Annotated in this window: 16 protein-coding genes and 2 pseudogenes; 8 read left to right on the plus strand and 10 right to left on the minus strand. The window is 69.6% G+C overall.

The window, feature by feature from the left end:
* Positions 1-68: 68 nt before the first annotated feature.
* From IEY89_RS12470 to IEY89_RS12480, 3 genes are read right to left on the minus strand one after another with little or no spacing between them, the layout of a single operon-like run.
* Positions 69-914: a hypothetical protein gene (locus IEY89_RS12470; RefSeq protein WP_373287229.1), complete on the minus strand. Its 846-nt coding sequence runs from the start codon at positions 912-914 to the stop codon at positions 69-71.
* Positions 914-2,182, minus strand: coding sequence for a VWA domain-containing protein (locus IEY89_RS12475; protein WP_189147417.1), 1,269 nt, complete (start codon positions 2,180-2,182; stop codon positions 914-916). The genes IEY89_RS12470 and IEY89_RS12475 overlap by 1 nt, the downstream gene beginning before the upstream one ends.
* A 47-nt stretch (positions 2,183-2,229) precedes the next feature.
* Complete coding sequence (locus IEY89_RS12480; RefSeq protein ID WP_189147418.1) at positions 2,230-3,735, minus strand: IucA/IucC family protein; 1,506 nt, start codon at positions 3,733-3,735, stop codon at positions 2,230-2,232.
* 136 nt (positions 3,736-3,871) lie between these two features.
* On the opposite strand from IEY89_RS12480, the gene IEY89_RS12485 reads away from it, so the two are divergent.
* Entirely contained in the window at positions 3,872-5,416 is a 1,545-nt protein-coding gene (locus IEY89_RS12485; RefSeq protein ID WP_189147419.1) for an IucA/IucC family protein, read from the plus strand.
* Between the two features lie 127 nt (positions 5,417-5,543).
* Here IEY89_RS12485 and IEY89_RS12490 read toward each other — a convergent pair whose 3' ends face one another.
* From IEY89_RS12490 to IEY89_RS12500, 3 genes are all read right to left on the minus strand, one after another.
* Positions 5,544-6,968, minus strand: coding sequence for a glycoside hydrolase family 43 protein (locus IEY89_RS12490; protein ID WP_189147420.1), 1,425 nt, complete (start codon positions 6,966-6,968; stop codon positions 5,544-5,546).
* 188 nt (positions 6,969-7,156) lie between these two features.
* Positions 7,157-9,085 carry an RICIN domain-containing protein gene (locus IEY89_RS12495; RefSeq protein WP_373287234.1) on the minus strand — a complete coding sequence of 643 codons (1,929 nt, stop codon included), beginning with the start codon at positions 9,083-9,085 and terminating at the stop codon, positions 7,157-7,159.
* Positions 9,086-9,454: 369 nt separating this feature from the next.
* Positions 9,455-10,894 carry an RICIN domain-containing protein gene (locus IEY89_RS12500; protein ID WP_189147422.1) on the minus strand — a complete coding sequence of 480 codons (1,440 nt, stop codon included), beginning with the start codon at positions 10,892-10,894 and terminating at the stop codon, positions 9,455-9,457.
* A gap of 397 nt (positions 10,895-11,291) precedes the next feature.
* Between IEY89_RS12500 and IEY89_RS12505 the strand changes: the two genes are divergently transcribed.
* The 3 genes and pseudogenes from IEY89_RS12505 to IEY89_RS42295 form a co-directional block, all read left to right on the plus strand.
* Positions 11,292-13,595 carry an alpha-L-fucosidase gene (locus IEY89_RS12505; protein WP_229695179.1) on the plus strand — a complete coding sequence of 768 codons (2,304 nt, stop codon included), beginning with the start codon at positions 11,292-11,294 and terminating at the stop codon, positions 13,593-13,595.
* Positions 13,596-13,796: 201 nt separating this feature from the next.
* Positions 13,797-15,599: pseudogene (locus IEY89_RS12510) on the plus strand (family 43 glycosylhydrolase); the annotation flags it as partial.
* Between the two features lie 39 nt (positions 15,600-15,638).
* Positions 15,639-16,046, plus strand: a pseudogene (locus IEY89_RS42295) (AbfB domain-containing protein); the annotation flags it as partial.
* A gap of 102 nt (positions 16,047-16,148) precedes the next feature.
* On the opposite strand, the gene IEY89_RS12515 reads toward IEY89_RS42295, so the two are convergent.
* A complete protein-coding gene (locus tag IEY89_RS12515; RefSeq protein WP_189147425.1) occupies positions 16,149-16,622 on the minus strand; it encodes a hemerythrin domain-containing protein in 474 nt (157 codons plus the stop codon).
* A gap of 666 nt (positions 16,623-17,288) precedes the next feature.
* Here IEY89_RS12515 and IEY89_RS12520 point away from each other — a divergent pair.
* Entirely contained in the window at positions 17,289-17,498 is a 210-nt protein-coding gene (locus tag IEY89_RS12520; RefSeq protein ID WP_189147426.1) for a hypothetical protein, read from the plus strand.
* A 5-nt stretch (positions 17,499-17,503) separates the two neighbouring features.
* Here the strand turns inward: IEY89_RS12520 and IEY89_RS12525 are convergent, their stop codons facing one another.
* Positions 17,504-17,872: an STAS domain-containing protein gene (locus tag IEY89_RS12525; RefSeq protein WP_189147427.1), complete on the minus strand. Its 369-nt coding sequence runs from the start codon at positions 17,870-17,872 to the stop codon at positions 17,504-17,506.
* A 155-nt stretch (positions 17,873-18,027) separates the two neighbouring features.
* On the opposite strand from IEY89_RS12525, the gene IEY89_RS12530 reads away from it, so the two are divergent.
* The 3 genes from IEY89_RS12530 to IEY89_RS12540 all read left to right on the plus strand — a co-directional run bounded on the left by IEY89_RS12530 (position 18,028) and on the right by IEY89_RS12540 (position 20,046).
* Complete coding sequence (locus IEY89_RS12530) at positions 18,028-18,507, plus strand: ATP-binding protein (RefSeq protein ID WP_373287231.1); 480 nt, start codon at positions 18,028-18,030, stop codon at positions 18,505-18,507.
* Between the two features lie 322 nt (positions 18,508-18,829).
* A complete protein-coding gene (locus IEY89_RS12535; RefSeq protein WP_189147428.1) occupies positions 18,830-19,744 on the plus strand; it encodes a HipA family kinase in 915 nt (304 codons plus the stop codon).
* Entirely contained in the window at positions 19,741-20,046 is a 306-nt protein-coding gene (locus tag IEY89_RS12540; RefSeq protein ID WP_189147429.1) for an Rdx family protein, read from the plus strand. The genes IEY89_RS12535 and IEY89_RS12540 overlap by 4 nt, the downstream gene beginning before the upstream one ends.
* 192 nt (positions 20,047-20,238) lie before the next feature.
* Here the strand turns inward: IEY89_RS12540 and aceB are convergent, their stop codons facing one another.
* Positions 20,239-21,861: a malate synthase A gene (aceB, locus tag IEY89_RS12545; RefSeq protein ID WP_189147430.1), complete on the minus strand. Its 1,623-nt coding sequence runs from the start codon at positions 21,859-21,861 to the stop codon at positions 20,239-20,241.
* A 141-nt stretch (positions 21,862-22,002) separates the two neighbouring features.
* Positions 22,003-22,602 (minus strand): nucleotidyltransferase family protein, encoded by a 600-nt coding sequence (locus IEY89_RS12550; RefSeq protein WP_189147431.1) that lies wholly within the window; start codon positions 22,600-22,602, stop codon positions 22,003-22,005.
* Between the last annotated feature and the right edge of the window lie 73 nt (positions 22,603-22,675).

A 22,675-nucleotide genomic window follows, 5' to 3' on the forward strand; every position in this document is an offset into this window, starting at 1 on the left:
ACGGGACTTGCCCGCCGCACGACCGTGCGCGGCGGGCATGTTGACGAACCGTCAGGAAACGGCCCTGGTCAGACTCCCGGCGGCACCTGCCTCGGCCGGCCCGCGCCGCGGGTGAGGGCATAGCCGCCGACGCCCGCCAGGGCGGCCAGTGCGCCGCCGATCGCCGTCCAGACCCAGCGGTCGGACCACCAGCCGGAGGACCAGCCGTCGTCCGGTTCGATACTCGACAGCACGGCGGACGCCGTCGAACCGTCCTCCGTGTCCTCGGACTTGACCGCGATCCCGGGCACCAGCGGCTCGGCCAGTGAACCGTCCACGGCCGCCGAACCGCCGATGTCCAAGGAGCCGACCCGCACTTCGGCGTCGACCGGGAGGCCGAGGTCGGAGGTCGCGAGGTTCACCGTCGTCAGCCGGATGTAGTACGTGCCCGGCAGCGGGTCGTTGGCCCACTGCTCCGACCAGGCGCGGACCGTGCGCAGGGTGCACGCCAGCTCCACGGACGCGGTGCCCGGGGCGGCGGTGCGCGTCTGGGCGCCGTACTGGCAGGCCTGGCGGCGCCGCAGACCGTCGTACACGTCGAGTTGCCACGTCTCGGACGCGTGCGTGTCCGGCAGCTTCACCGTCGCCTTGACGGTGGGGCGTTGACCGGCGTCCGCGGGGAACGACCAGTACAGGTAGTCGCCCGCCGAGCCGCTCGCGGTGGCCTGCTGCCCCTGGTCGATCTCCGTCGCCGTACGGAACGACGTGCCCGCCGAGGTGGGCGCCGAGCTGCCGTCCGAAGGGCTCGCCGAGGGCGAGGCATCGGCGACGGCCGGGGTCGCGGCCAGCCCGAGCATCAGCATGGCCGAGCCCAACACACGGGTACCGCACATCAGTTGTCCCTTGGGAACTCGATTGACTCGCATCACTCGCATCAGTTGGTCCTCCATACCGAGACCCGCAGGCGCGAGATCCAGCCCCACAGGACACCCGTGAGGAAGCCGAACACGACGAGCGCGCCCAGCAGCCACCAGCCACGGCCGAGGCCGAAGGAGGCCACGTCGCTCGCCCGGCTCGGGCCGTCGACCACGTCGACGGTCAGTTCGAGCGGCAGGCCGGGCGTGGACTTCACACCACTGGCCGCCGAGAAGGAGTTGGTGACCTGGAGACACACCGTCTCGGCCGCCGGCTTGTCCGCGTCGTCGTCCGCCTCCGCCTTCGGATAGCGCAGCCCGGTCGAGATGACGTCGGTACGCCCGGTGCCGTTGCCCTCGCCGCGGACGATCTCGCGGCCGTGCACGGTCACCGCCCGCAGCAGCACCCCGTAGTCGGGGTTGACCGCCCGGTCGGCGGACACGCTCACCGAGGCGCGCAGTTCCTGTCCCGGCAGGACGTCGACGCGGTACCAGCGCTGCTGGCCGAACTCCTCACGGTCCGTGTACAGGCCGGACTTCACCGCCGGGGCGTTCGCGCATCCGGCAGCGCCTTCGACGGCCACCGGCGTCACCACCGGGTCGGCGGCACGGACGACCAACTGGTTGACCTTGTCGGCGAGTTCGTCGGTGTGCTCGACCGACGTGTACGTCCCGCCGGTCGCCTCCGCGATACAGCTCAGCTGCTGCCGCATCCTGGTGTTCGGGACCAGGCCGAGAGTGTCGATGGTGAGGCCGATGCCCTTGGCCGCGATCTCCCGGGCCACCTCGCACGGGTCGAGCGGTGCGCAGGTGTCCTCGCCGTCGCTGATGAGCACGATGCGCTTGGTGCCCTCGCCGCCGTCGAGGTCGTCGGCGGCCTTCAGCAGCGCGGGGCCGATCGGCGTCCAGCCGGTGGGCGTCAGCGTCGCGACCGCGGTCTTGGCCTCGACCCGGTCGAGCGGGCCCACCGGGTAGAGCTGCGCGGTGTCCTTGCAGCCCTCCTTGCGGTCGTCGCCCGGGTAGTTGGCGCCCAGCGTGCGGATACCGAGCTGGACCTCCTCGGGTGTCGCGTCCAGCACCTCGTTGAACGCCTGCTTCGCCGCGGCCATCCGCGACTGGCCGTCGATGTCGCGCGCCCGCATCGAACCGCTGACGTCCAGGAGGAGGTTGACCTTGGGGGCGAGTGCGGTCGTTTCGTCGGCGACGGCTCCGGCAGGGACCGCGATCCCGGCCGCCAGGGCGGCGAGCAGGGCACAGGCGCCCGCCGCCAGCCGTTGTCTTGTGATCATCGACGGATCCTATTGACCCGGGGTCACCCGCTGCACAACGGGTCCCGTCAGCCGCCTCCCCGCTTCACCTCTCCCAGGGGGTTGGGGAGTTGGGTCCACAGATCTCCGGGGGTGTCCGGCGACAGCCGCATCAGGGTCAACGCCTTGGTGGGCAGGGACTGTTCGAGCAGCGCCTGGAGATCCGGCGTACGCGGCAGCCCTGGTACGGCTGTCTCCAGCGACTCCCGGAGTGCCGCCTCCGAACCGGCGGTCGCACCCAGCGCCCCCGCCACCAGCGAGCCGAACAGCTTGCGGCGCAACGTGATCTCGTCGTCGGTGACGATCCGTCCGGTCAGCGCCGGCGTCGCGATTCCGTGCCGGGCCAGCCGGACTGGGCTGACGCGGATGTCGGCGAGGTCGCGGTAGACCAACCGCAGCGGGTCGCCGGTCGCCGACAGCACGACGAGGAGGTTCTGACCGTGTGCCTCCAGGGCGACGCCCAGATCGAGCAGGCGCAGACCCACGGAGAGGGCGAGACGCGTGAACTCGGCCAGCCAGAAGGGTGATTGAGGAAGCCCTGTGGCGGCGAGGGACCCGACCGGCACGACGTGCTCACCTGCCCCCGAGTCCGCGTACAGGTCCGGTGCTTCCCTCAACACGGCTGCCAGATCGGGGGAGTCGGCGGAGACCGCGCCGAGGGTGCGGGTGATGTGCAGCAGCCCGTCGAGACGCGCTGCCATGGACTCCATGAACGCCGACACCGTCGCCGCGGTCTGGATCGAGTACGGCGAGATGTCCCGTACCGAGGAGGTGAGCCGGGCGCTCAACGCCGTCTTGAGGTGCGGGCCGCCGTCCGGGAGGGCGAGGCTGCGCAGGGACATCAGAGGATGCGCCGACAGGCCGCCGCTGCTGGGGAGTCGGAGCACGTGCTCCGCCTGCCAGGGGTGCACCGGGATCAGCGGACGCCCTCCGTCCCACAGCCACTCGGGCCACTCGCCCCGCACGGCACAGTCGTCCGCCGCCACCAGCGCCAGCCGCACGACCGGCCGGTGCTCGGGCCCGTACGCGAGCTGCTCGGCCACGGAGAACCCGGGCCGGGAACGGCAGTTGGGGTGGAAGGGATGCCCGTCGACGACCCGCTGCTCCCACTCCCAGCTATTCACGGGAGCACGTAGGGCGCTGTCCTGGTCGGCGCGTGACAGGGCCAAGGAGGCGACACTGTCGCCGAGTTCGACCGCGAAGGCGGGGCCGTGCGGGACGGCCAGGTCCGTCATCAGCCGCGCCGGATCGTCGTACGCCACCGACCCGAGCCGTACGGCGGTGACGCGGCCGTCGACGGCGTACGGATCGGCGTACGGGCCCTCCAGCCGGCGTCCGTCCGCCAGCAGGAGAGCAGCGCCGCTCTCGCGCCGGACGACCCACGGCAGCGGCTCGTGGACGAGCGCCCGCCACAACCGCGTCAGTACGGCGGCCCGGGCGCCGGGCAGCTCGGCCGCGTACCGCGACACGAGGTCGGGGCGTACGGCGGCCAGTTCCTCGGCGATCTCGGCCTCTGCGCTGGAGGGACGGTGCACGGCGGGCTCCTCGGGTGCGGGTTTGGGCGCGGGTAAGTGCTGGTGAACGGGCATGGACGACGACAGACATACTGATCGCCAGTGCACCGCGGGAATCCGCGACCGTAGGGAAGCACCGTAAGAAACGAGGGAACGCGTGGACCCCACCAGGCCGCCCACCGCACCCCCGGATGCCACCGCACCCCCGGCCACCCCCGTACGCGACGGCATCGGAGCGCGCGCCGACGCGTACGCGACCGCGCCCTTGCTCAACTGTCTGCTCCGGGAGGTGGCGCAGCCGGTCCCCGGCCCGGGCGAGCCGCGCGTGTACCGGCTGCCGAGCGGGGCGCGCCTGCTGCGAGTGCGCGGTGGGCGGCGGCCCGCGGCACCCGAGGTGAACACGGGAGACGGCACCTGGCACCCGGTCGGTCACGCCGAACTCGTCAAGCTCGTGGCCGAGGAACTCCAGGCGCACACCGGCCTGTCCAACCCCGAGCTGCCCACGGAGATGGCCGACAGCCGGGACACGGTCGCCGCGCTGCTCACCGCCCGCGACAGCACCACGCCGCCGGACGACCCGTACCGGTGCTCCGAGCAGTCCCTTCTCCTCGGGCACCCCTACCACCCGGCGCCCAAGGCGCGCGGCGGCGGCCCGGTCGCGGGCTGGCTGCCGTACGCGCCCGAGGCGTACGCCGCGTTCCCGCTGGTGCTGCTCGGCGTGCGCGAGGACCTGGTGGCCGAGGAGGGCGACGTGTCCGACCTGGACGCCTTCGGCACGGCCCCGCCCGGCTACCGGCTGCTGCCCGCCCACCCCTGGCAGCTCGACCTCGTCGCCCCGAGCCTGACGGGCGCCTTCGCGGACGGCCGGCTGATCCGGCTGGGCCCGACCGCGTTCGACACCTGGCCGACGGCGGCCGTCCGCACGCTGTACGCGCCCGAGCACGATCTCTTCGTCAAGTTCAGCCTCGACGTCCGTATCACCAACGACGTACGCCGGCTCTGGCGCCACGACCTGCTGGAACTGCGCCGTACCGACGCCGCGGTGACCTCCGCCGCCGGCCGGACCTCCGGTGCCTGGCTGAGCGACCGCGGCTACCGCACCGCCGACTTCGCCTTCGAGGAGCTGGCGGTGCTGGTGCGGGACGGCCTGCACGGCCACATCGTCCCCGGTACGGCACCCGTGCTCGCCGCCGCCCTGGTGGAGGGCTTCCCCGGCACCCCGCTCGACGGACTCGGCGACCCCGTCGGCTGGTGGACGGCGTACCTGCGCGCGGTCGTACCCCCGGCCCTCGAACTGTTCGCACGGCACGGCGTTGTCATCGAGGCCCACCTCCAGAACTGCCTGATCGCCGTCGACGCCGCCAGAACTCCCGTACAGGCCCTGTTCCGGGACGCGGAGGGCGTCAAGCTGCTGCCGGAGGTGAGCCGGGCGGCCGGGTGGGAGCGGCTGGTGTACTGCCTGGTCGTCAACCACCTCGTCGAGGTCGCTGAGACGCTGCGCGAGCGCCACCCGGACCTCGACCCGTGGCCCGCCGTACGCGACGAGTTCGGACGCGAGAGCCGCCGCCTCGACCTCCCCGAGGCCGCCGCCCTGCTCACCGCGCCCACCCTCCCCGGCAAGACGAACCTGCTGTTGCGCTGGACGGGCGCGGACGGGGCGGACGCCCGGTATCTCCCGCTGCCGAATCCGCTGCGCGCATAGTGCGCCGGGGCCGGGGGACGGCTCTTCCGCAGTGGCCGAAGCCGACGGGCTCGGTGCGGTGGTGGATCCACCGCACCGAGCCCGTCGGCCGTGCCGTCCGCTGGACGGTCACCCTCAGGTCAGCTCGTCAGCTCGTCAGCCGGAAGGTGGCGTCGCTGCGTCCCGTCGCATTGGTGATCGTTTCGAGCTTCAGTTGGTACGCGTAGTGGCGGATGTACCGGTCGGGGTGGTTGTACGACTGGAAGGACGACCATGACGAGTCGGCGAGTCCGGCGACCTGTCGGAAGGTGGCGTCCGCGGCGAACTGGGAGGTGCCGTCGTTGTCGACCAGCCGGAAGTCGGCTCCGTCGTGGCGCAGGTAGTAGCCGGGGTAGTTGACCGACTCGAAGGAGACGGTGCCGGTGCCGGCCAGGCCGGGGCGCTGGCGGAACTGGGCGTCCTGGTTGGTGACGTTCTGGTCGATGCGTACGTCGAAGTTGGTGTGGCGGACGTAGCGGTCCTGGTAGTTGAAGGACTGCAGGCGCTTGCCCGGGGCGTAGCGGTCCTGGACGCGGGCGTCCTCGGCGGCGGTCAGGGTCAGGATCGCGCCGTGGCGCTTGTGGGTGCCGCCGAGGTTGTAGCTTCCCGGGGCGGGCAGCTGGTAGGTGCCGGGGCTGGAGGGGTTGGTGGTGGTGACGGGCATGTAGCCGCGTCCGGAGGCGTACTGGTCGAGGTAGAGGGTCCACTCGTTGCGGTCGCGGTACTTCATCCACATCGGGCCTTCGACCTGGTTGCCGGTGAGGCCGATACCGGAGAGGTCGCCGAGGTCGGTCCAGGTGCCGAGGATCGAGTTGCTGCCTTCGAGCGTGATCTGGCCGGCGCTGGAGGCGCGCACGTAGCGGTGGTTGCCGACTCCGGCGGGGACCTCGACGATCTGGGTGTCGATGATGTTCTGGGAGCCGGGGCGCTCGATGTAGAGCTGCGGGGTGCTGATGGTGCGGAAGTCGGTGGTGCGGGCGTAGTAGACGCGGTGCTTGAGTATGCCGTCGCGGGTGGCGTTGGTCGCCCAGTACAGGACGTAGTCGTTGGTGGCCGGGTTCCAGATGGCTTCGGGGGCCCAGGCGTTGCGTCCGTCGGGGATGGCGCCGGCGACGTTGAGCAGCCGGGGGGCGGACCAGGTGACCAGGTCGGTGGACTCCCAGACCACGAGGTTGCGGCTGCCGTTGGACATGGAGTCCGGCCATGACTGGCCGCAGCCGATGCACAGGTCGGTGGCGAGGATCCAGTACTTGGCGCCGTCGGGCGAGCGGACCAGGGCGGGGTCACGTACCCCTCGGGTGCCGACGTTGGAGCGCAGGGTCACCGCGCCGCCGTTGAGGTCGTTCCAGTGCAGGCCGTCCGGGCTGTAGGAGAAGTAGATCTGCTGGCCGTTCGACCCGTCCCCGATGAAGTGGGTCATCAGATAGCCCGGGTCGGCCGCGGCGGCCCGCTCGGGTGCGGTCACCACCTGGGCGGTGAACAGCAGGCAGGCGGCGACGAGTGTCGCCGACAGCCGTGCGAGAACAGCGGACATGGATGTTCCCTGTCTTTCTGCGGGTGCCGCAATGAGGGTGGGGTCCTGGGGAAGCCCGATGACGTACGGCCGGACGTCGAGGGTGACCGGTGTGGCCGCCGTCCTCGGAGGAAGGGGCATCAGGCACGCGTCGCGCGGGCGCGGGGTACCCATAGGGTCCCGCGCCCACGGACGGCAGAGTGGCAGTGTCAGAAGGGGATGATCTTCCACTGCTGGTGGGTCTGCGACGTGTAGGGCTGCTGCTCGACGGCGGCTGCGTCGGCGGTGCTGCCCTCGTCCACCGCGAGCGAGAGCCCGCTGTAGCGGTTGATGAGCATGAAGTGCCCGTCACCGGTGGGTGTGACGGCCCAGTGCTGCTGGGGTGCGGCGGCGTCCCCCCAGATGCCGGCGGCGCCGCCGTCCGCGCGGGAGAGACCACCGATCTCCAGGAGCTTGCCGCTGCCCACCCCCTTGATCTTGTAGTAGCCGTCGCCGGTCTTGATGAAGGTCCACTTCTGGTTCGTCTGGTCGAGCAGGGGCCACTGCTGGATCGGGGTGCCGTCGGTGGTGCGCCTGCCCACCACGTCGGCGGCCTGGCCGCTGTGCCGGGCGACCAGCCGGTAGACGGTGCCGTCGCCGGGCAGTGCCGTGGACACCAGCGCCGGCTTGACCGACCGGCCGCCGATCCTGAGGCCGCTGACGTTGGCGTAGCCGCCGCTGGCCGCGTTGACCTGGATCCGTACGAAGCCCACGTTCCGGTTGGGCCACTCGGCCAGCTTGGGCGTGCGGTTGCCGCCGCTCCAGGTACCGGTGGCGACCTGGGTGAAGTTGACCCCGTCGGTGCTGGTGAGGATGGTGTACGAGGTGATGTCGCCGTCGGTGGAGTTGTTGCGGCTCCACTGCTTGGGCAGGTACTCCAGGGTGGAGACGTTGCTCCACACACCGCCGAGGTCGATGGTGATGGACTGCGGCAGCGGCGCCGGCAGCCCCCAGGTGGACCAGCAGGTCTCGTAGCGGACGTCGCTGAGTCCGTCGATGGCGTTGAGCGGACCCTCGCCCGTGTGGAAGCCGGTGGCGTAGGCGTTGACCGGTGTGACGGGGTGCTCCGCGCGCAGCGGCTGGGCGGGCAGCGGCGGCCTGGAGGTGTTCGGGCTCCACGCCGCGCCGACCTCGGCGAGCCGGTTGACGACGTTGGTGTCCAGCAGACCGTTGCGGTTGGGCGGGCAGTTGAGGATGAACGAGGTGTACTTCGGCTCCAGGTCGGCCAGGTGCGAGAGGATCGCGGCCTTGCTCATGAGGCTCTCGGTCGGGGTGGAAGGGTGCCAGAACCAGCCGTTGCTGATGGTCTGCCCCTGCATACCGGCATAGGTGTTGCCCGCAGGCGCCGTGACGCCCAACGGCTCCTCGAAGAAGATCGCGTCGCTGAGGAAGGGCTCGTACAGGCCGCCGATGTCGAGCGTGACGCAGTCCGGCTGCAACTCCTTCACCAGCGAACGGATCGCCTGGTAGGAGACGGCCTGCTGCCCCGCCTGCCACGCGTATCCGTCGGTCATGAACATGTCGATGGTGCCGTAGTTGGTGAGCAGCTCGCGGATCTGACCGAGCATGAAGGTCATGTGCTTGGGCTGGATGGCGTCGGTGATCTGCAGCCCGGACACCTTGTGCCGGCTCTCCCACGCCTCGACGCCGAAGGTGCGGTCCCAGATCGAGTAGTAGAACCCGACCTTCAGCCCTCTTGAGCGGAAGGAGTCGGCGTACGCCTTCACGACGTCGTGCTTGTAGGCGCTGTTCGCGACGTTCTGGGTGCCAAAGGCGCTCGGCCACAGGGCGAAGCCGTCGTGGTGTTTGGTGGTCAGGATGCCGTAGCTCATCTTCGCGGCGGCTGCCGCGTCGGCCCACTGCGCGCAGTTGACACTCGGGGGAGCGAAGCGGGTGGGGCTCTGGTTGGGTTCCGCCCACTCCTCGTTGGTGAACGTGCCCAGGCTGAAGTGGTTGAACATGCCGAACCGCATGTCGACCATCTTGCTCAGGTTGGTCTGCATGTCCGCGGCGGACGCCTGCGACAGCAGGCCGGAGAAGCCCGGGACGAGCGGCAGCGCGGTCGCGGCGGTGGCCGCACCCGCCGCGCCGAGAAACATACGGCGATTCATTCCTGATGAGGACATGGCCCACTCCTGTCGATCGATGGCGCTGGTTGCGGGTGACGGCGTGCGGGGACGGTTGGCGGCGGCCTGGCTGTCGCCGGCTGTAGGGGTGCACCCGCCCGAGGGCGGGGTGCGGCCCGGGTGCGGATCAGATGGGTCGGGGCGTGAACCCTCTGAGATGTTTCCGGTGCATCAACATCGGATGTATTAACGAGCACTGGCCGATGGTCTGTCTAGGGTTGCGGACGAAATTGCCAGATCAGTACCGTGGTTGCCGTCGGCTGCCGTGTTCGGCCTACCGAACCGACTGCTCCAATACATAGGAGGTATTCACCATGACCGTCGTCCGCGCCGGGACGGTCGTCACGCCGCGCGCCGTTGGAACCTCTGGTTGGCGCCGGTGCCGCAGGTCCACTGGATGAGGCGTGCGCCGTTGACGGTGGAAGCGTCCGCCACGTCGAGGCACTTGCCGCTGTGCCGGGCAACCAGGCGGTGGTAGCCGTCTCCCTGGTCCTGGAGCCGCCACTGCTGATTCGTGCCGGTGGTGCAGCGGTACTGGTTCACGAAGGCGCCGTCGGCCGGGGAGCCGTTCGCGACGTCCAGGCACTTGCCGCTGTGCTGGGCGAGGATCTGGACGTACCCGTTGCCGGCGTCCTTGAGCCGCCACTGCTGGTTGAGGCCGCCGCCGCAGGTGTACTGGAGGGTGACCGCACTGTCGGCGCCGGAGTTGTCCGCCACGTCGAGGCACTTGCCGCTGTGCCGGGCCACCAGGTTGTGGTACGGGCCACCGCCCGTGCCGGTGACCGTGCCGGCCTCGGTGTCGATGACGGTCTGCGGGTACCACGGCATGGTCATGGTGGTCCGGGTGGGGAAGGCCAGCGGAAGCCAGACGTACTGCGAGTCGTTCACCGTGCCGCCCATGGAGTTGCCCCAGCGGTCGCCCAGGTAGAGGTACGAGGTGCCCGAGGTGCCCTGGACGGGCAGTACGAACGTGGTCTGGGAGCCGTAGCCGGTGTCGTCACCGACGTCGCTCATGGCGGTCCAGGGCCCGGCGATGCTGGTGGCGGTGGCGTACCTCTGCTGGTTGGGCTTCCAGCCGCTGTTGCCGGAGGTGAGCATGAAGTAGACGCCGCCCCGCTTGAACAGTGCCGGAGCCTCACGGAAGGTACCGGCCCAGGGGTTGGCGGTCAGGCTCTCGTAGGCCGTGTAGTCGGGGGTGAGCCGCCAGATCTGCAGGTCGGCGTTGCCGGCGGCGGAGGTGATCTGGTAGGCGGTGCCGTCGTCGTCCCTGAACAGGGTCATGTCGCGGGACGTGGTGCCGGTCGGGGGCCGGAAGCCGCCCTGCCAGGTGTAGTCGCCGTCGACGGTGTCGGAGACGGCGACGGCCGCGCGGGCCTGGGTGTAGTCGGTGCCGTTCTCCTTGTGCATCCACATCACGAACTTGCCGGTGGTGGCGTTGTGGATGACCTTGGGCCGCTCGATGTTGGCGACCGCCAGCTCGGGGGCGCTGTCCTGGGTCAGGACGTCGTTCCTGAACTCCCAGGTCTTCAGGTCGGTCGAGCGGTAGGCGGAGACTGCCTTGAAGGTGTTGTCGGCGTTGCGGTTCTCGCCGAACCAGTAGTAGTACGAGCCGACTTCGATCACCCCGCCGCCGTGGGCGTGGACGACGGCGCCGGTGGTGTCGGTGAACTGGGTGGCGTTGGTGACGACGACCGTGGATGCCTGGGCGGGTGAGCCGGTGGCGAGCAGGGCGGCCACGCTCAGGAGGGCGGTCAACACGCAGGTGAGGGCACGTCGGAGCATCTGGGTTCACCTCGATGAGGCTTGTGATTTGTTTGGTTGTGTGCGACTCCGTTGAGGGACGGTAGGGGGGAACTGAGGCTTCGTCAACGCTTCGATCCCGATCACACATCCCATGTATTCGAGAGTATCCTTCCTCTCTGGTGCGACGTCCTGCGTGATTTGTGTGAACTTTCGACCTACCCCTAGACAGGCAAGGCCCGTTGTTGATTAATACATCCGATGTCACCTAGGTGAAACACGCACTTCTGTGCGGCTCCCCTGTGTCTCACCGTCTCTGCGGTGACCGATCCGATCTGTTCGGCCCCGACGCTGAACCGCAGCACCTGTGTGCGGTCTTGTGGACAGTCAGGAGAAAGCCTTGTCACAGTCGGTCACTCGACGAAGAGTGCTGGCCGGAATGGCGGCCATGACGGTCGCCGCCGCCGTCACCCCGACACTGGCGGTACCCGCCCGTGCTGCCGCCGCCGGTGAGCCGTTGCCGCTCCCGCCGCTGCGGATCCCCCGGCCCGACCTGGGCGTCGAGCAGCAGTCCAACGAGAAGATCCAGTGGTTGCAGGACGCCAAGCTCGGGATGTTCATCCACTGGGGTGTCTACTCCGGCCCGGCCAAGGGCGAGTGGTACATGGAGAACGCCGCCGTCACCCCGGAGAACTACCGGAAGTACGTCACCGACGCCACCGGCGAGCAGTTCACCGCCAGCGCCTACGACCCGGCCGCCTGGGCCCGGTTGGCCAAGGACATGGGTGCGAAGTACATGGTGCTCACGGCCCGCCACCACGACGGCTTCGCGCTGTGGCCGTCCACCCACCCCAACGCCTGGCACGCCGGACAGGCCCCGCTCCAGAAGGACTTCATCGGCCAGTACGTCACCGCCGTACGCGATGCCGGGCTGAAGGTGGGCCTGTACATCTCGCCACTGAGCTGGCGCTACCCGGGCTACTACGACGTCAACGGCACCAACTGCCTGACCAACAAGTGGGGTTACACCACGGATCCCGCGCACAAGGAGAACGCGCGGATCATGAAGAACGAGCTGTACCAGCAGGTCAGGGAGCTGGTCACCCAGTACGGCAAGATCGACGACCTGTGGTGGGACGGCGGCTGGCTCGGCCAGCAGGGCTCGGACGCGTCCGCCGCGTTCTTCTGGGAGCCCGGCAGGTTCCGCGACCCGGCGAACGAGTGGCCGGTGGACTCCGCGTACAGCGAGACCGATCCCGCCACCGGCAGGCCGCTGGGCCTGACCGGGCTGGTGCGCAAGCATCAGCCGGACATCGTCACCACCCTGCGCTCGGGCTGGATCGGCGACTTCACCAGCGAGGAGGGACCCTCCGTGCCCTCCGGCGCCATCCGCACCGCACGCGTCGCCGAGAAGTGCTTCACCATCGGCGGCGCCTGGGGCTACAAGGCCGGCGCGAGCGTGATGGGCTTCGGCACGGCCATGAACATCCTGGTCAACGCCTGGGTGCGGAACATGACCTGCCTGGTCAACGTCGGCCCGGACCGCACCGGAGCCGTGCCCACCGCCCAGGCGGACCTGGTGCGCAGGATCGGTTCCTTCATGACCACCTGCGGCGAGGCCGTCTACGGCACCACCGGCGGCCCCTGGCAGCCTCTCGACGGCAAGTACGGCTACACCTGCAAAGGCAGCACCTTCTACCTCCATCTGCTGCCCGGTTACAGCGGCACCTCCTTCACCACCCCCTCGATCGGGGACGCCCAGGTCACCCGGGTCCACGACGTGGCCTCGGGCACCGACCTGCCGTACTCCGTCGGCGCGGACGGCAGGGTGACGGTCACCGGGATCAACCGGACCCGGATCCCCGAGGACAGCGTGGTCGGCGTGACCCTGGACCGGACCGTGCAGCCGGCCGACATCGCCGCGGGCAGGGCAGCCACGGCAAACAGCGAGGAGACGCCCAAGGGCAACACCGCGGCCAAGGCCGTCGACGGCTCCACCGCCACCCGCTGGTGCGCCGACAACGGCAACACCGGGAACTGGCTCAAGGTCGACCTGGGAGCGGCCAGGTCCCTCACCGGCGCCCGTATCGCCTGGGAGCTGGACGCGACCAACTACCGTTACCGGATCGAGGGTTCCACCGACAACGCCACCTGGACCACCCTCGTCGATCGCACCGGCACCACCAGTACCAGCCAGGTGCAGACCCTCGTGCTCGGCGCCCAGGCCCGCTACGTACGGGTGACGGTCACCGGACTGCCCGCCGGGGTATGGGCGTCCATCCGCAACCTGGAGATCTACGACCGGCCCTTCACCGCGGACCTGGGCACCTTCCGGCTGGTGAACCGCAAGAGCGGCAAGGTCTTGGACGTCAGCGACGCCTCCGGCGCCGACGGTGCCGCCATCATCCAGTGGCCCTCGACCGGCGGTACCAACCAGCAGTGGAAGCTGCTGCCGAACACCGACGGCTCCTACCGTCTGGTCAACGTCCGCAGCGGCAGACTCCTGGAGAGCCCGGACAACTCCCTCAAGGGCGCGGCGCTGGCCCAGTCGACCGAGGACGGCGGCGACAACCAGTGGTGGAACCTGGTCCCCTCCCAGGCCGGCGGCTACCACCGGCTCGTCAACGTGCGTAACGGGTGGTGCGCCGACGTCAAGGACGCCGCCACCACGGACGGCGTCAAGGTCATCCAATGGCCCACCACCGACGGGTCCAACCAGGACTGGCAGCTCATCGCCCTGTGACGGTGTGCCGGTCGGTGGGGCCGCGCCGCCGTGCCGTGGAACCGCGGCGCGGCCCCACCGACCGACGACCGCTCGCCCCACCCCGGTGCGTTCTCGCCTCGGCATCGAAGTCTTCTACAGGGATGTGAACCCATCATGCGCAGCGTGAGACCTCGCGACCGCCGGAGATTCCGGCCGGTCGCTCTGGTCGCAGTGGCCGTCGCCTCGCTCCTGGCGGGTGTCGTCGGCCCGGCGGCCCCCGCCCGGGCGGCGGAGATCACCGACGGCCTGGCTCTCTGGTACAAACTCGACGCCGCCTCGGGCACCGTGGCGGTGGACGCCTCGGGCCACGGCAGGGACGGCACCGTCAACGGCACCGCGAGCTGGTCGGGTGCCGGGGAAGGGCTCTCGTTCGACGGATCGAGCACCTACATCAAGGTGCCGGACAACGTCATGAGCGGTATGAACGCGATCACCGTCTCGATGGACGTGCGGATCGACGCCACCCAGACCACGCCGTACTTCCTCTACGGCTTCGGCAACACCGCCAACGGCAGTGGCAACGGGTACCTGTTCAGCACCGGCGACCCGTTGCGGACCGGCATCGCTTCCGGGAACTGGACCACCGAGCAGAACACCCGGACCTCCGCCGCGCTGCGGCGCTCGGTCTGGAAACACGTCGCCTACACGCAGACCGGCGACACGGCCGTCCTCTACCAGGACGGCGTGGAGGTGGCCCGCAACACGTCGGTCACCCTCACCCCGGGCGCCATCGGGTCCGGCCTCACCACGGCCAACCACATCGGCAGGTCCCTCTACGCCGGCGACAAACTCTTCAAGGGCAGGATGCGCGACTTCCGCGTCCACGACCGCGCGCTGACTCCCGGCGAGGTCGTCCGGCTCAGCGGGAACACCACGGCCATCACCACGGCCACCCACCCCGCGCTGAAGACCGTCGCCATCGTCGACGACGCCCACAGCAAGATCACCCTCCCCTTGGCCGAGGGCACCGAACTCACCGCGCTCGCGCCGCAGTTCACCCTCGTCAGCGGCGCGTCCATCAGCCCGGCCTCCGGCACCCCGCGCGACTTCACCGAGCCGCTCACGTACGAGGTGACCGGCTCCGACGGCCAGAAGCGCACCTGGAGGGTCGAGGCACTGATCATGAACAGCCCGGTCCTGCCGGGGCTCACCGCCGACCCGAACATCGTCCGGTTCGGCGACACCTACTACGTCTACCCGACCACCGACGGCTTCGCGGGCTGGAGCGGCACGAAGTTCAAGGCGTACTCCTCCAAGGACCTGGTCCACTGGCAGGACCACGGCGTCATCCTCGATCTCGGACCCGACGTCAGCTGGGCCGACACCCGGGCCTGGGCCCCGACGGCGGCCGAGAGGAACGGGAAGTACTACCTCTACTACTCCGCCGACACCCACATCGGTGTCGCGGTCTCCGACTCGCCCACCGGCCCGTTCAAGGACCCGCTCGGCAAGCCCCTGATCGCCCGAGGCGCCTACACCGGCCAGATGATCGACCCGGCGGTCTTCACCGACGACGACGGGAAGCAGTACCTCTACTGGGGCAACGGCCGGGCGTACGTGGTTCCTCTGCACGACGGCATGGTCTCCTTCGACGCCTCCAAGGTCACCGACATCACCCCCAGCGGCTACACCGAGGGCACCTTCGTCATCAAGCGCGAGGGCACCTACTACTTCATGTGGTCTGAGGGAGACACCCGGGACGAGAACTACCGGGTCGCCTACGCCACCGGCTCATCGCCCACCGGTCCCTGGACCAACCGGGGTGTGCTCCTGGAGAAGGACCTCGCCCTCGGTATCAAGGGCCCCGGCCACCACTCCGTGGTGCGGGTGCCGGGCACCGGCGACTGGTACATCGCCTACCACCGCTTCGCCATCCCCGGCGGTGACGGCACCCACCGCGAAACCACCATCGACAAGCTGGAGTTCGACTCAGGCGGCCTGCTCAAGAAGGTCGTCCCCACCCTGAGCAGCGTCGACCCGCTCCCCACCCTGCCGACGCACACCACCCGCTCGCTCCGGTCGGTCAACTTCCCCGGCCGCTACGCCGCCGTCCGCCCCGACAGCCTCGGCCACCTCGACCCGGTGACCTCCGCCAGCACCACGGCGGTCAAGCAGAGCGCCACCCTCACCGTCGTCCCCGGCCTGGCCGACGCCACCTGCTACTCGTTCCGCGACTCGTCCGGCCGCTACCTGCGCCACAAGGACTACCGGGTCCGCTTCGACGCGAGCAACGGTTCGACGACCTTCGACAGGGACGCCACCTACTGCGCCCGGGCCGGTTCGGCCGCCGGCTCGGTCAGCCTGGAGTCGTACAACTACCCCGGCCGCTACCTCCGCCACTACAGCTACGAGCTGCGCATCGACCCCTACCAGGACAATGCCACCTTCCGCGCCGACAGTTCCTTCAGGGCGGTCGCTCCCTGGACCTGATCACCTTCCCCCTCAAAACGCCGGGACTGCCTGCCGCAGGGGGAACGCAAGCCGGGCGGACGGGGCGGAGATCTCCGCCCCGTCTCGCAGGTGCCCCTGTGTCTACTTCTGCGCGCTGGGAATCCGCAGAGGGTCATGGGGCGCGTCGGGCTTGGCGGCGCTGAGCTGCTCGCCCAGTTCGCTCAGCTGCTTGCGGCCGAGAGCGGAGCGCACCTGTGGGAACCAGTCCTGCTCTTCCTCCTTGACGTGGTGACGGACGTTCTCGATGAGGACGGCCATCTTGGCGTCGAAGCGTTCGTCCTGGGGATCGAGGCTCGCCAGCTCGGACAGCATCCACAGCACGACGTGGTGCTCCTCGACGCTCTCCAGCACGTGGTCGGTGGTGTCCGGCACCGCCGCGCGGGCGGCGGGGTAGAAGACCTTCTCCTCGATCCACGCGTGGACCGTCAGCTCCTCGATCACCTTGTCGGCGATCCTCCGCTTTGTCTTGTAGGCGCGGTCGCCGGCTTTCTCGAACTCCTTGAACAGCTTCTCGACCGTCTGGTGGTCGTCCTTGAGCAGCACAATCGCGTCCATTTGCTCTCCTTCGCCTCGTCCCGCATGCCCTGTGGCACGCGGGGGTGCCTGTGTCGGAGAAATACCGAAAGATGCTCGGCTCCCACGCTCCGACTACCCCGAGCAGCGTGGCCGACCCGCCTGAAGCGCACGATTCACCACGTTCGGCCGTGCCTGGCGACAGGGGCTGGGGGTGGGGGTGGGGAAAGTCGTACGGGCGGTCGCCCACTGAAGGTTCGGACTCGCCCGGCAAGCCGCCGCACGTGCTGGTCGGCGGGCATCAGCTCGGGGGCGTCGCAGTGGAGGACTGCGGTGCGGGACGGTTCGACAGGCCTCGATGTGCGAACGGGCTCTGGCCCTGGCGGACGTTCCACGGGGGCGAGTCCGCCCGGGCCGTGTTCCTCGCACGCCGGGAAGTGTCCGAAGTCGGGCATTGCCTCACCACGTGGAGCGGTGTGGCGGCGGTTCGGGGAACGCGCTCCGAGTGCCCCGGTGAGCCGAGGGCCTAACAGAGGTGTGTGGGGCGCCCGAAGTGATCGGGGAGGGCCTGGTGACACGGGCCACGGGCGGGCCGAGGGCCTGCGGCCTCGCCGTACTCCTCGCACTCGAACGACGTCTCGTGGCACGTCATGACGGCCTCTCGCGAACAGCGGCCCCTGCCCGGCAGAGCGCCTGACGCCGATGCAAATGGCGTCGGCTGTCGGCTTCGAGGTGCTGCGCGGGGTCTCCTGGCACACCGACATCAAACTGCGTGCGGTCGTGGAAGCTCTGATCGGATGGGCGTTGGGCCGACCGAAGCCGAAGCCGAAGCCGAAGTTGGAGCCGCCGGGCTGGGAACTGGACGCCGCAGTACAGCGGCGCTCGCGACACCAGGATGGCCCGGACGGCTCCGGGTAGGAACGTCAGAGGTTCAGGGCCTGCTCGACATGGGGATGGCACCCGATGAGCGCGTCGACGCCGACGATGTGCAGCACGTGGAGGACGGGCCCCTGGGCGCCGGCGATGCGCAGCCACCCCTGAGTGCCGCTCACGGCTCGGCGGGCGGCGATGAGGACGTTGATGCCGCTGGAGTCCATGAAGGTCACGTCACTGAGGTCCACCACGATCCGCACAGGCGCCGTCGCGTGGTTCTCAGACAGCAGCGCTTCCTGGAAGACGCCCTTGACCTGGTGATCGATCTCGCCCCGCAGGGTGACGACACGGACGCCGTCCAGCACGCGGTGCTCCACCGACAGCCTCTCCGGCCGGCCTGCTTGCTCGATGTTGCTCACCGTTCCCTCGGCTGCGCTCGCGCTGTCCCGGGTCGGGGCGCGCAGGTGATTCTGCCCCACGGTCCCGGTCGGATGCACTCGCCGGGCTGGGCCGTACAACTTGCCTCTGCCATGTATGCCAGGAGGGTGGGTAGTCGCGCGCTCATGGACAGCAAATGAGTGCGACGCCAGTGGGATCCGATGTCGACGATGACGGCTGTACCAGTCCGGACAGGCACCTGATGCGCGCCGGTTACGCCCTGGACGGAGAGGACGGCTGCATCGCCGACGCCCGTCATCACGCCGCTGCCTTCCTCGACCAGGCCCACGCCGTTCATCACCTGCCGGTATCCGATCGTGCGAGGGAGCTGACCCGGCTGGTGGTCAGCGAGCTGGTCACCAACGCCCTCAAGTACGCTCCCGGCCCCGTCCTGATGGAGCTGCGCATCGACGCCCACGCCGTGGACGTCGTCGTGTGGGACAGCGACCCCACCGTTCCCGCGGCCCGGGCCTCCGATCCCGACAGGGTCGGCCAGCACGGGCTGGAGATCGTCAAGGCCGTCACCGAGGCGCTCTTCACCGAGCAGGAACCGGTCGGCAAGCGCATCACGGCCCGCATCGCCCTGCTCGAACCGCCTCTCGTGCGAGGCACCTGAAACGCCGGCAGCGGGCGGCGGCTCCGAAGGAAGACCTCCACGCGCTGCGGCACACCTGTGCCTCGCTCATGCTGAAGGCGGAGAGCCCGTCGTGACCTTGGCGCGGTGGCTCGGGCACTTCTCGCCCGCGATCACCCTTGGTTACTATGTTCACTTCATGCCGGAGGCCGGAAGGCGAGGGGCGAACCGCCATCGACGGACTGCTCGGGAAGCGGGGAGAACCGCATGCCGGCCGTGGGCCGCTGGCGGGCGATTCGCGCTACCGCACCCGTCCCCTCGTGGTCGTGCATTTCAAGGTTGAGAAGACGGGCGGCCTGGGAAAATGCTGAAAAAGGTCACTGTGACCCGCTACATCACGCCCCTGCGTGAGGGTGGTTCGCTGCCCGGACTCGTCGAGGCCGACGATCTCGGCACGTACGTCGTGAAGTTCACCGGCTCGGCGCAGGGCCGCAAGGCGCTGGTCGCCGAGGTGGTCGTCGGTGAACTCGCACGCGCTCTGGGGCTGCGCTTCCCCGAGCTGGTCCTCGTCCACTTCGACCCGGCCACCGGCGCCGACGAGCCCCACCAGGAGGTCCAGGACCTGCTGCACGCCAGTGCCGGCCTCAACCTGGGCATGGACTACCTGCCGGGCGCGAAGGACCTCACCCCTCAGGCGGCGGCCTCGTTCGACGTCGATCCCCTGGAGGCGGGCCGGATCGTCTGGCTGGACGCCCTCACCGTCAACGTGGACCGTACGACGCACAGCTCCAACCTGATGGTCTGGCCCACGTTCGGCATCGCACCGCCGCGCCTGTGGCTGATCGACCACGGCGCCGCCCTCGTCTTCCACCACAGGTGGGACCTGTCGGCACCGGAGAAGACGTACGACTTCCGCCGCCACGCCCTCGGCCGCTACGCCCCGGACACCCGGGCCGCCGACGCCGAACTGGCGCCCCGCGTGACGGAGCGGCTGCTGCGCGAGGTGCTGGCCGAGGTGCCGGACGCCTGGCTGGAGGTCGAGGCGGGCTTCACGACCCCCGACGAGGTCCGGGACGCCTACGTGTCGTACCTCCACGCGCGTGTACGCGCGTCCGCGTCCTGGTTGCCCATCGATTTCCCCGGCCGCGAGGAACTGGCGGCGGAGGACGCCCAACGCGCGGCGAAGACACGGCGGGACCGGCCGAACTGGCTCAAGCGGGTCCCTGACCTGCACGGCAAACCGGCGGCGGAACAGGATTGGTCGGTGCATCTCGGATGACGGACACACAGACGGTGAAGATCGAGGCGGACGCCGTCCACCGGGTGGTGATCGAGTACTGCACCCAGTGCCGCTGGCTGCCCCGTGCCGCCTGGCTGGCGCAGGAACTCCTCACGACCTTCGAGACCGAGCTGACGGAACTGTCCCTGAAGCCCGGCACCGGGGGCGTCTTCGTCGTACGCGTGAACGACGAGGTGGTGTGGGACCGGCGCGAGCAGGGCTTCCCCGAGCCGACGGCGGTGAAACGGCTCGTACGCGACCGAGTGGCCCCGGACAAGTCCCTGGGCCACTCGGAGAAGTAGCGACTTCCGTACGGTGACCTGGGGCCTGTCGTTTGGAGCACGCCTGCGCCGCGGGGCGTGGTGCGCACTCCCCCAGAGGGGACCCCCATCGCGTCGACGCCCTCCTCCGCCTCGCAGTTGCACGCATTACGCCCCGCTCACCGGCAGACAATGGCGCCGCAACCGCAGTCAGCGTGACCCGAACGACAGACCCTAGCCCTTGAGCTGCTCGTACGCCGGAAGGGTCAGGAAGTCCGCGTAGTTGTCGTCGAGGGCGACGGTGAGCAGCAGATCGTGGGCCTGCTGCCAGTGGCCGGCGGTGAAAGCCTCGTCGCCGATCTCGGCGCGGATGTTCGCGAGTTCCTCGGCGGCGATCTCGCGGGCGAGCTCAGGGGTGGCTCGCTCGCCGTTCTCGAACTCGACACCCGCGTTGATCCACTGCCAGATCTGCGAGCGGGAGATCTCGGCGGTGGCCGCGTCCTCCATGAGGTTGAAGATGGCGACCGCGCCGAGCCCGCGCAGCCATGCCTCGATGTAACGGATGCCGACCTGCACGGCGTTGACCAGTCCGTCGTACGTCGGGTCGGCCTTGAGGGAGTCGACGGCGATCAGATCGGCGGCCTCGACGTGGACGTCCTCGCGGAGGCGGTCCTTCTGGTTCGGCCGGTCGCCGAGGACCGCGTCGAAGGAGGCCATCGCGATCGGGACGAGGTCGGGGTGCGCGACCCAGGAGCCGTCGAAACCGTCGCCGGCCTCACGGTCCTTGTCGGCCTTGACCTTCTCGAAGGCGACCTTGTTGACCTCCTCGTCGCGCCGGGACGGGATGAACGCCGCCATACCGCCGATCGCGTGCGCGCCCCGCTTGTGGCAGGTGCGGACAAGGAGTTCGGTGTAGGCGCGCATGAACGGGGCTGTCATCGTCACGGCGTTGCGGTCCGGGAGGACGAACTTGGCGCCGCCGTCACGGAAGTTCTTGACGATGGAGAACAGGTAGTCCCAGCGGCCCGCGTTCAACCCCGAGGCGTGGTCGCGGAGTTCGTAGAGGATCTCCTCCATCTCGTACGCGGCCGTGATCGTCTCGATGAGAACGGTCGCGCGGACGGTGCCCTGCGGGATGCCGACGTAGTCCTGCGCGAAGACGAACACGTCGTTCCACAGGCGGGCTTCGAGGTGCGACTCGGTCTTGGGGAGATAGAAGTACGGGCCCTTGCCGAGATCGAGCAGACGCTGCGCGTTGTGGAAGAAGTAGAGACCGAAGTCGACGAGGGCGCCGGGCACCTGTTCCCCGTCGAGCTGGAGGTGGCGCTCGTTCAGATGCCAGCCGCGGGGGCGCATGACGACGGTCGCGAGTTCGGCATCGGCCTTGAGGGCGTACGACTTGCCGCTCTTCGGGTCGGTGAAGTCGATGTTCCGGGTGTAGGCGTCGGCCAGGTTGACCTGCCCGAGGACCACGTTCTCCCAGGTCGGCGCGGAAGCGTCCTCGAAGTCCGCCAGCCAGATCTTCGCGCCCGAGTTGAGGGCGTTGACCGTCATCCTGCGGTCGGTCGGGCCGGTGATCTCGACGCGCCGGTCGTTGAGGGCCTCAGGAGAGGGGGCGACCCGCCAGGAGTCGTCGGCGCGGATCGCGGCCGTCTCGGGGAGGAAGTCGAGGGTCGAGGTGCGGGCGATCTCGGCGCGGCGCGCCGCACGGCGCGCGAGGAGCTCGTCACGCCGGGGTGTGAACCGCCGGTGCAGTTCGGCCACGAAGGCCAGCGCCGCGTCGGTGAGCACCTCCTCCTGCCGGGGCAGGGGCTCGGCGTCGACGATGGCCAGCGGGGACGGCGCTGGTGCGGACATGAGCGGTCACTTCCTTCAGCGGGCTGATGTGGGCTGCTGTGAGCTGCCTGGCACGGATGTTTCTGATCTGTGGATGCTAGTTTCCTCATCGTGGAAGTTCAATAATTTGTTGACGTCGAGATTCTTCGTGGCGAGCGGCCCCTACGTCAGGCGGTCCAGGTCGGATGGCGTGTCGATGTCGTACGGCTGCCCCACATCACCGCACTCGACAAGTGTGATCGCGTCGTCGTGGACCCTGAGATAGTCACGGGCGCCACGGTCACCTGCCGCTGCCGCCGCGACTCCCGCCCAGTGGGCGGCGCCGAACAGCACCGGATGCCCACGCCTTCCGTCGTACGAGGCCGCCGCGAGGGACTCCCCGGAGGTGTACGCGGCCAGGACGCGGGCCATGGCCCGCGTACCGATGCCCGGCTGGTCGACGAGCGAGACGAGGACCGCCCGGGCCCCGGTGTCGCTCAGGGACGCCAGCCCGGCCCGCAGCGAGGACCCCATGCCCTCCGCCCACTCCGGGTTGTCCACCAGGACGCACCCGGGCAGGTCCGCCCGCTTCCGTACGTCGTCGGCCCGCGCCCCGAGGACGACATGGACCGGGGAGCAGCCCGCCGTGCGCAGAGCGTCGGCCGCGCGTTCGACGAGAAGACGGCCGTGGTGTTCGAGCAGGGCCTTGGGTCGGCCGCCGAGCCGCCGCCCGCCGCCTGCCGCGAGCAACAGCCCTGCCACCTGGTCCGGTTTCACCGTCATGCCTCCTGCATACCTGAACCGGAGCCGGACCGGCGGTGTTCCTGGGCCGAATTTCGGTCCTTGGTGTGGCGCC

The sequence above is a fragment of the Streptomyces lacrimifluminis genome (genome assembly GCF_014646095.1).
Classification (GTDB): Bacteria; Actinomycetota; Actinomycetes; order Streptomycetales; family Streptomycetaceae; genus Streptomyces; species Streptomyces lacrimifluminis.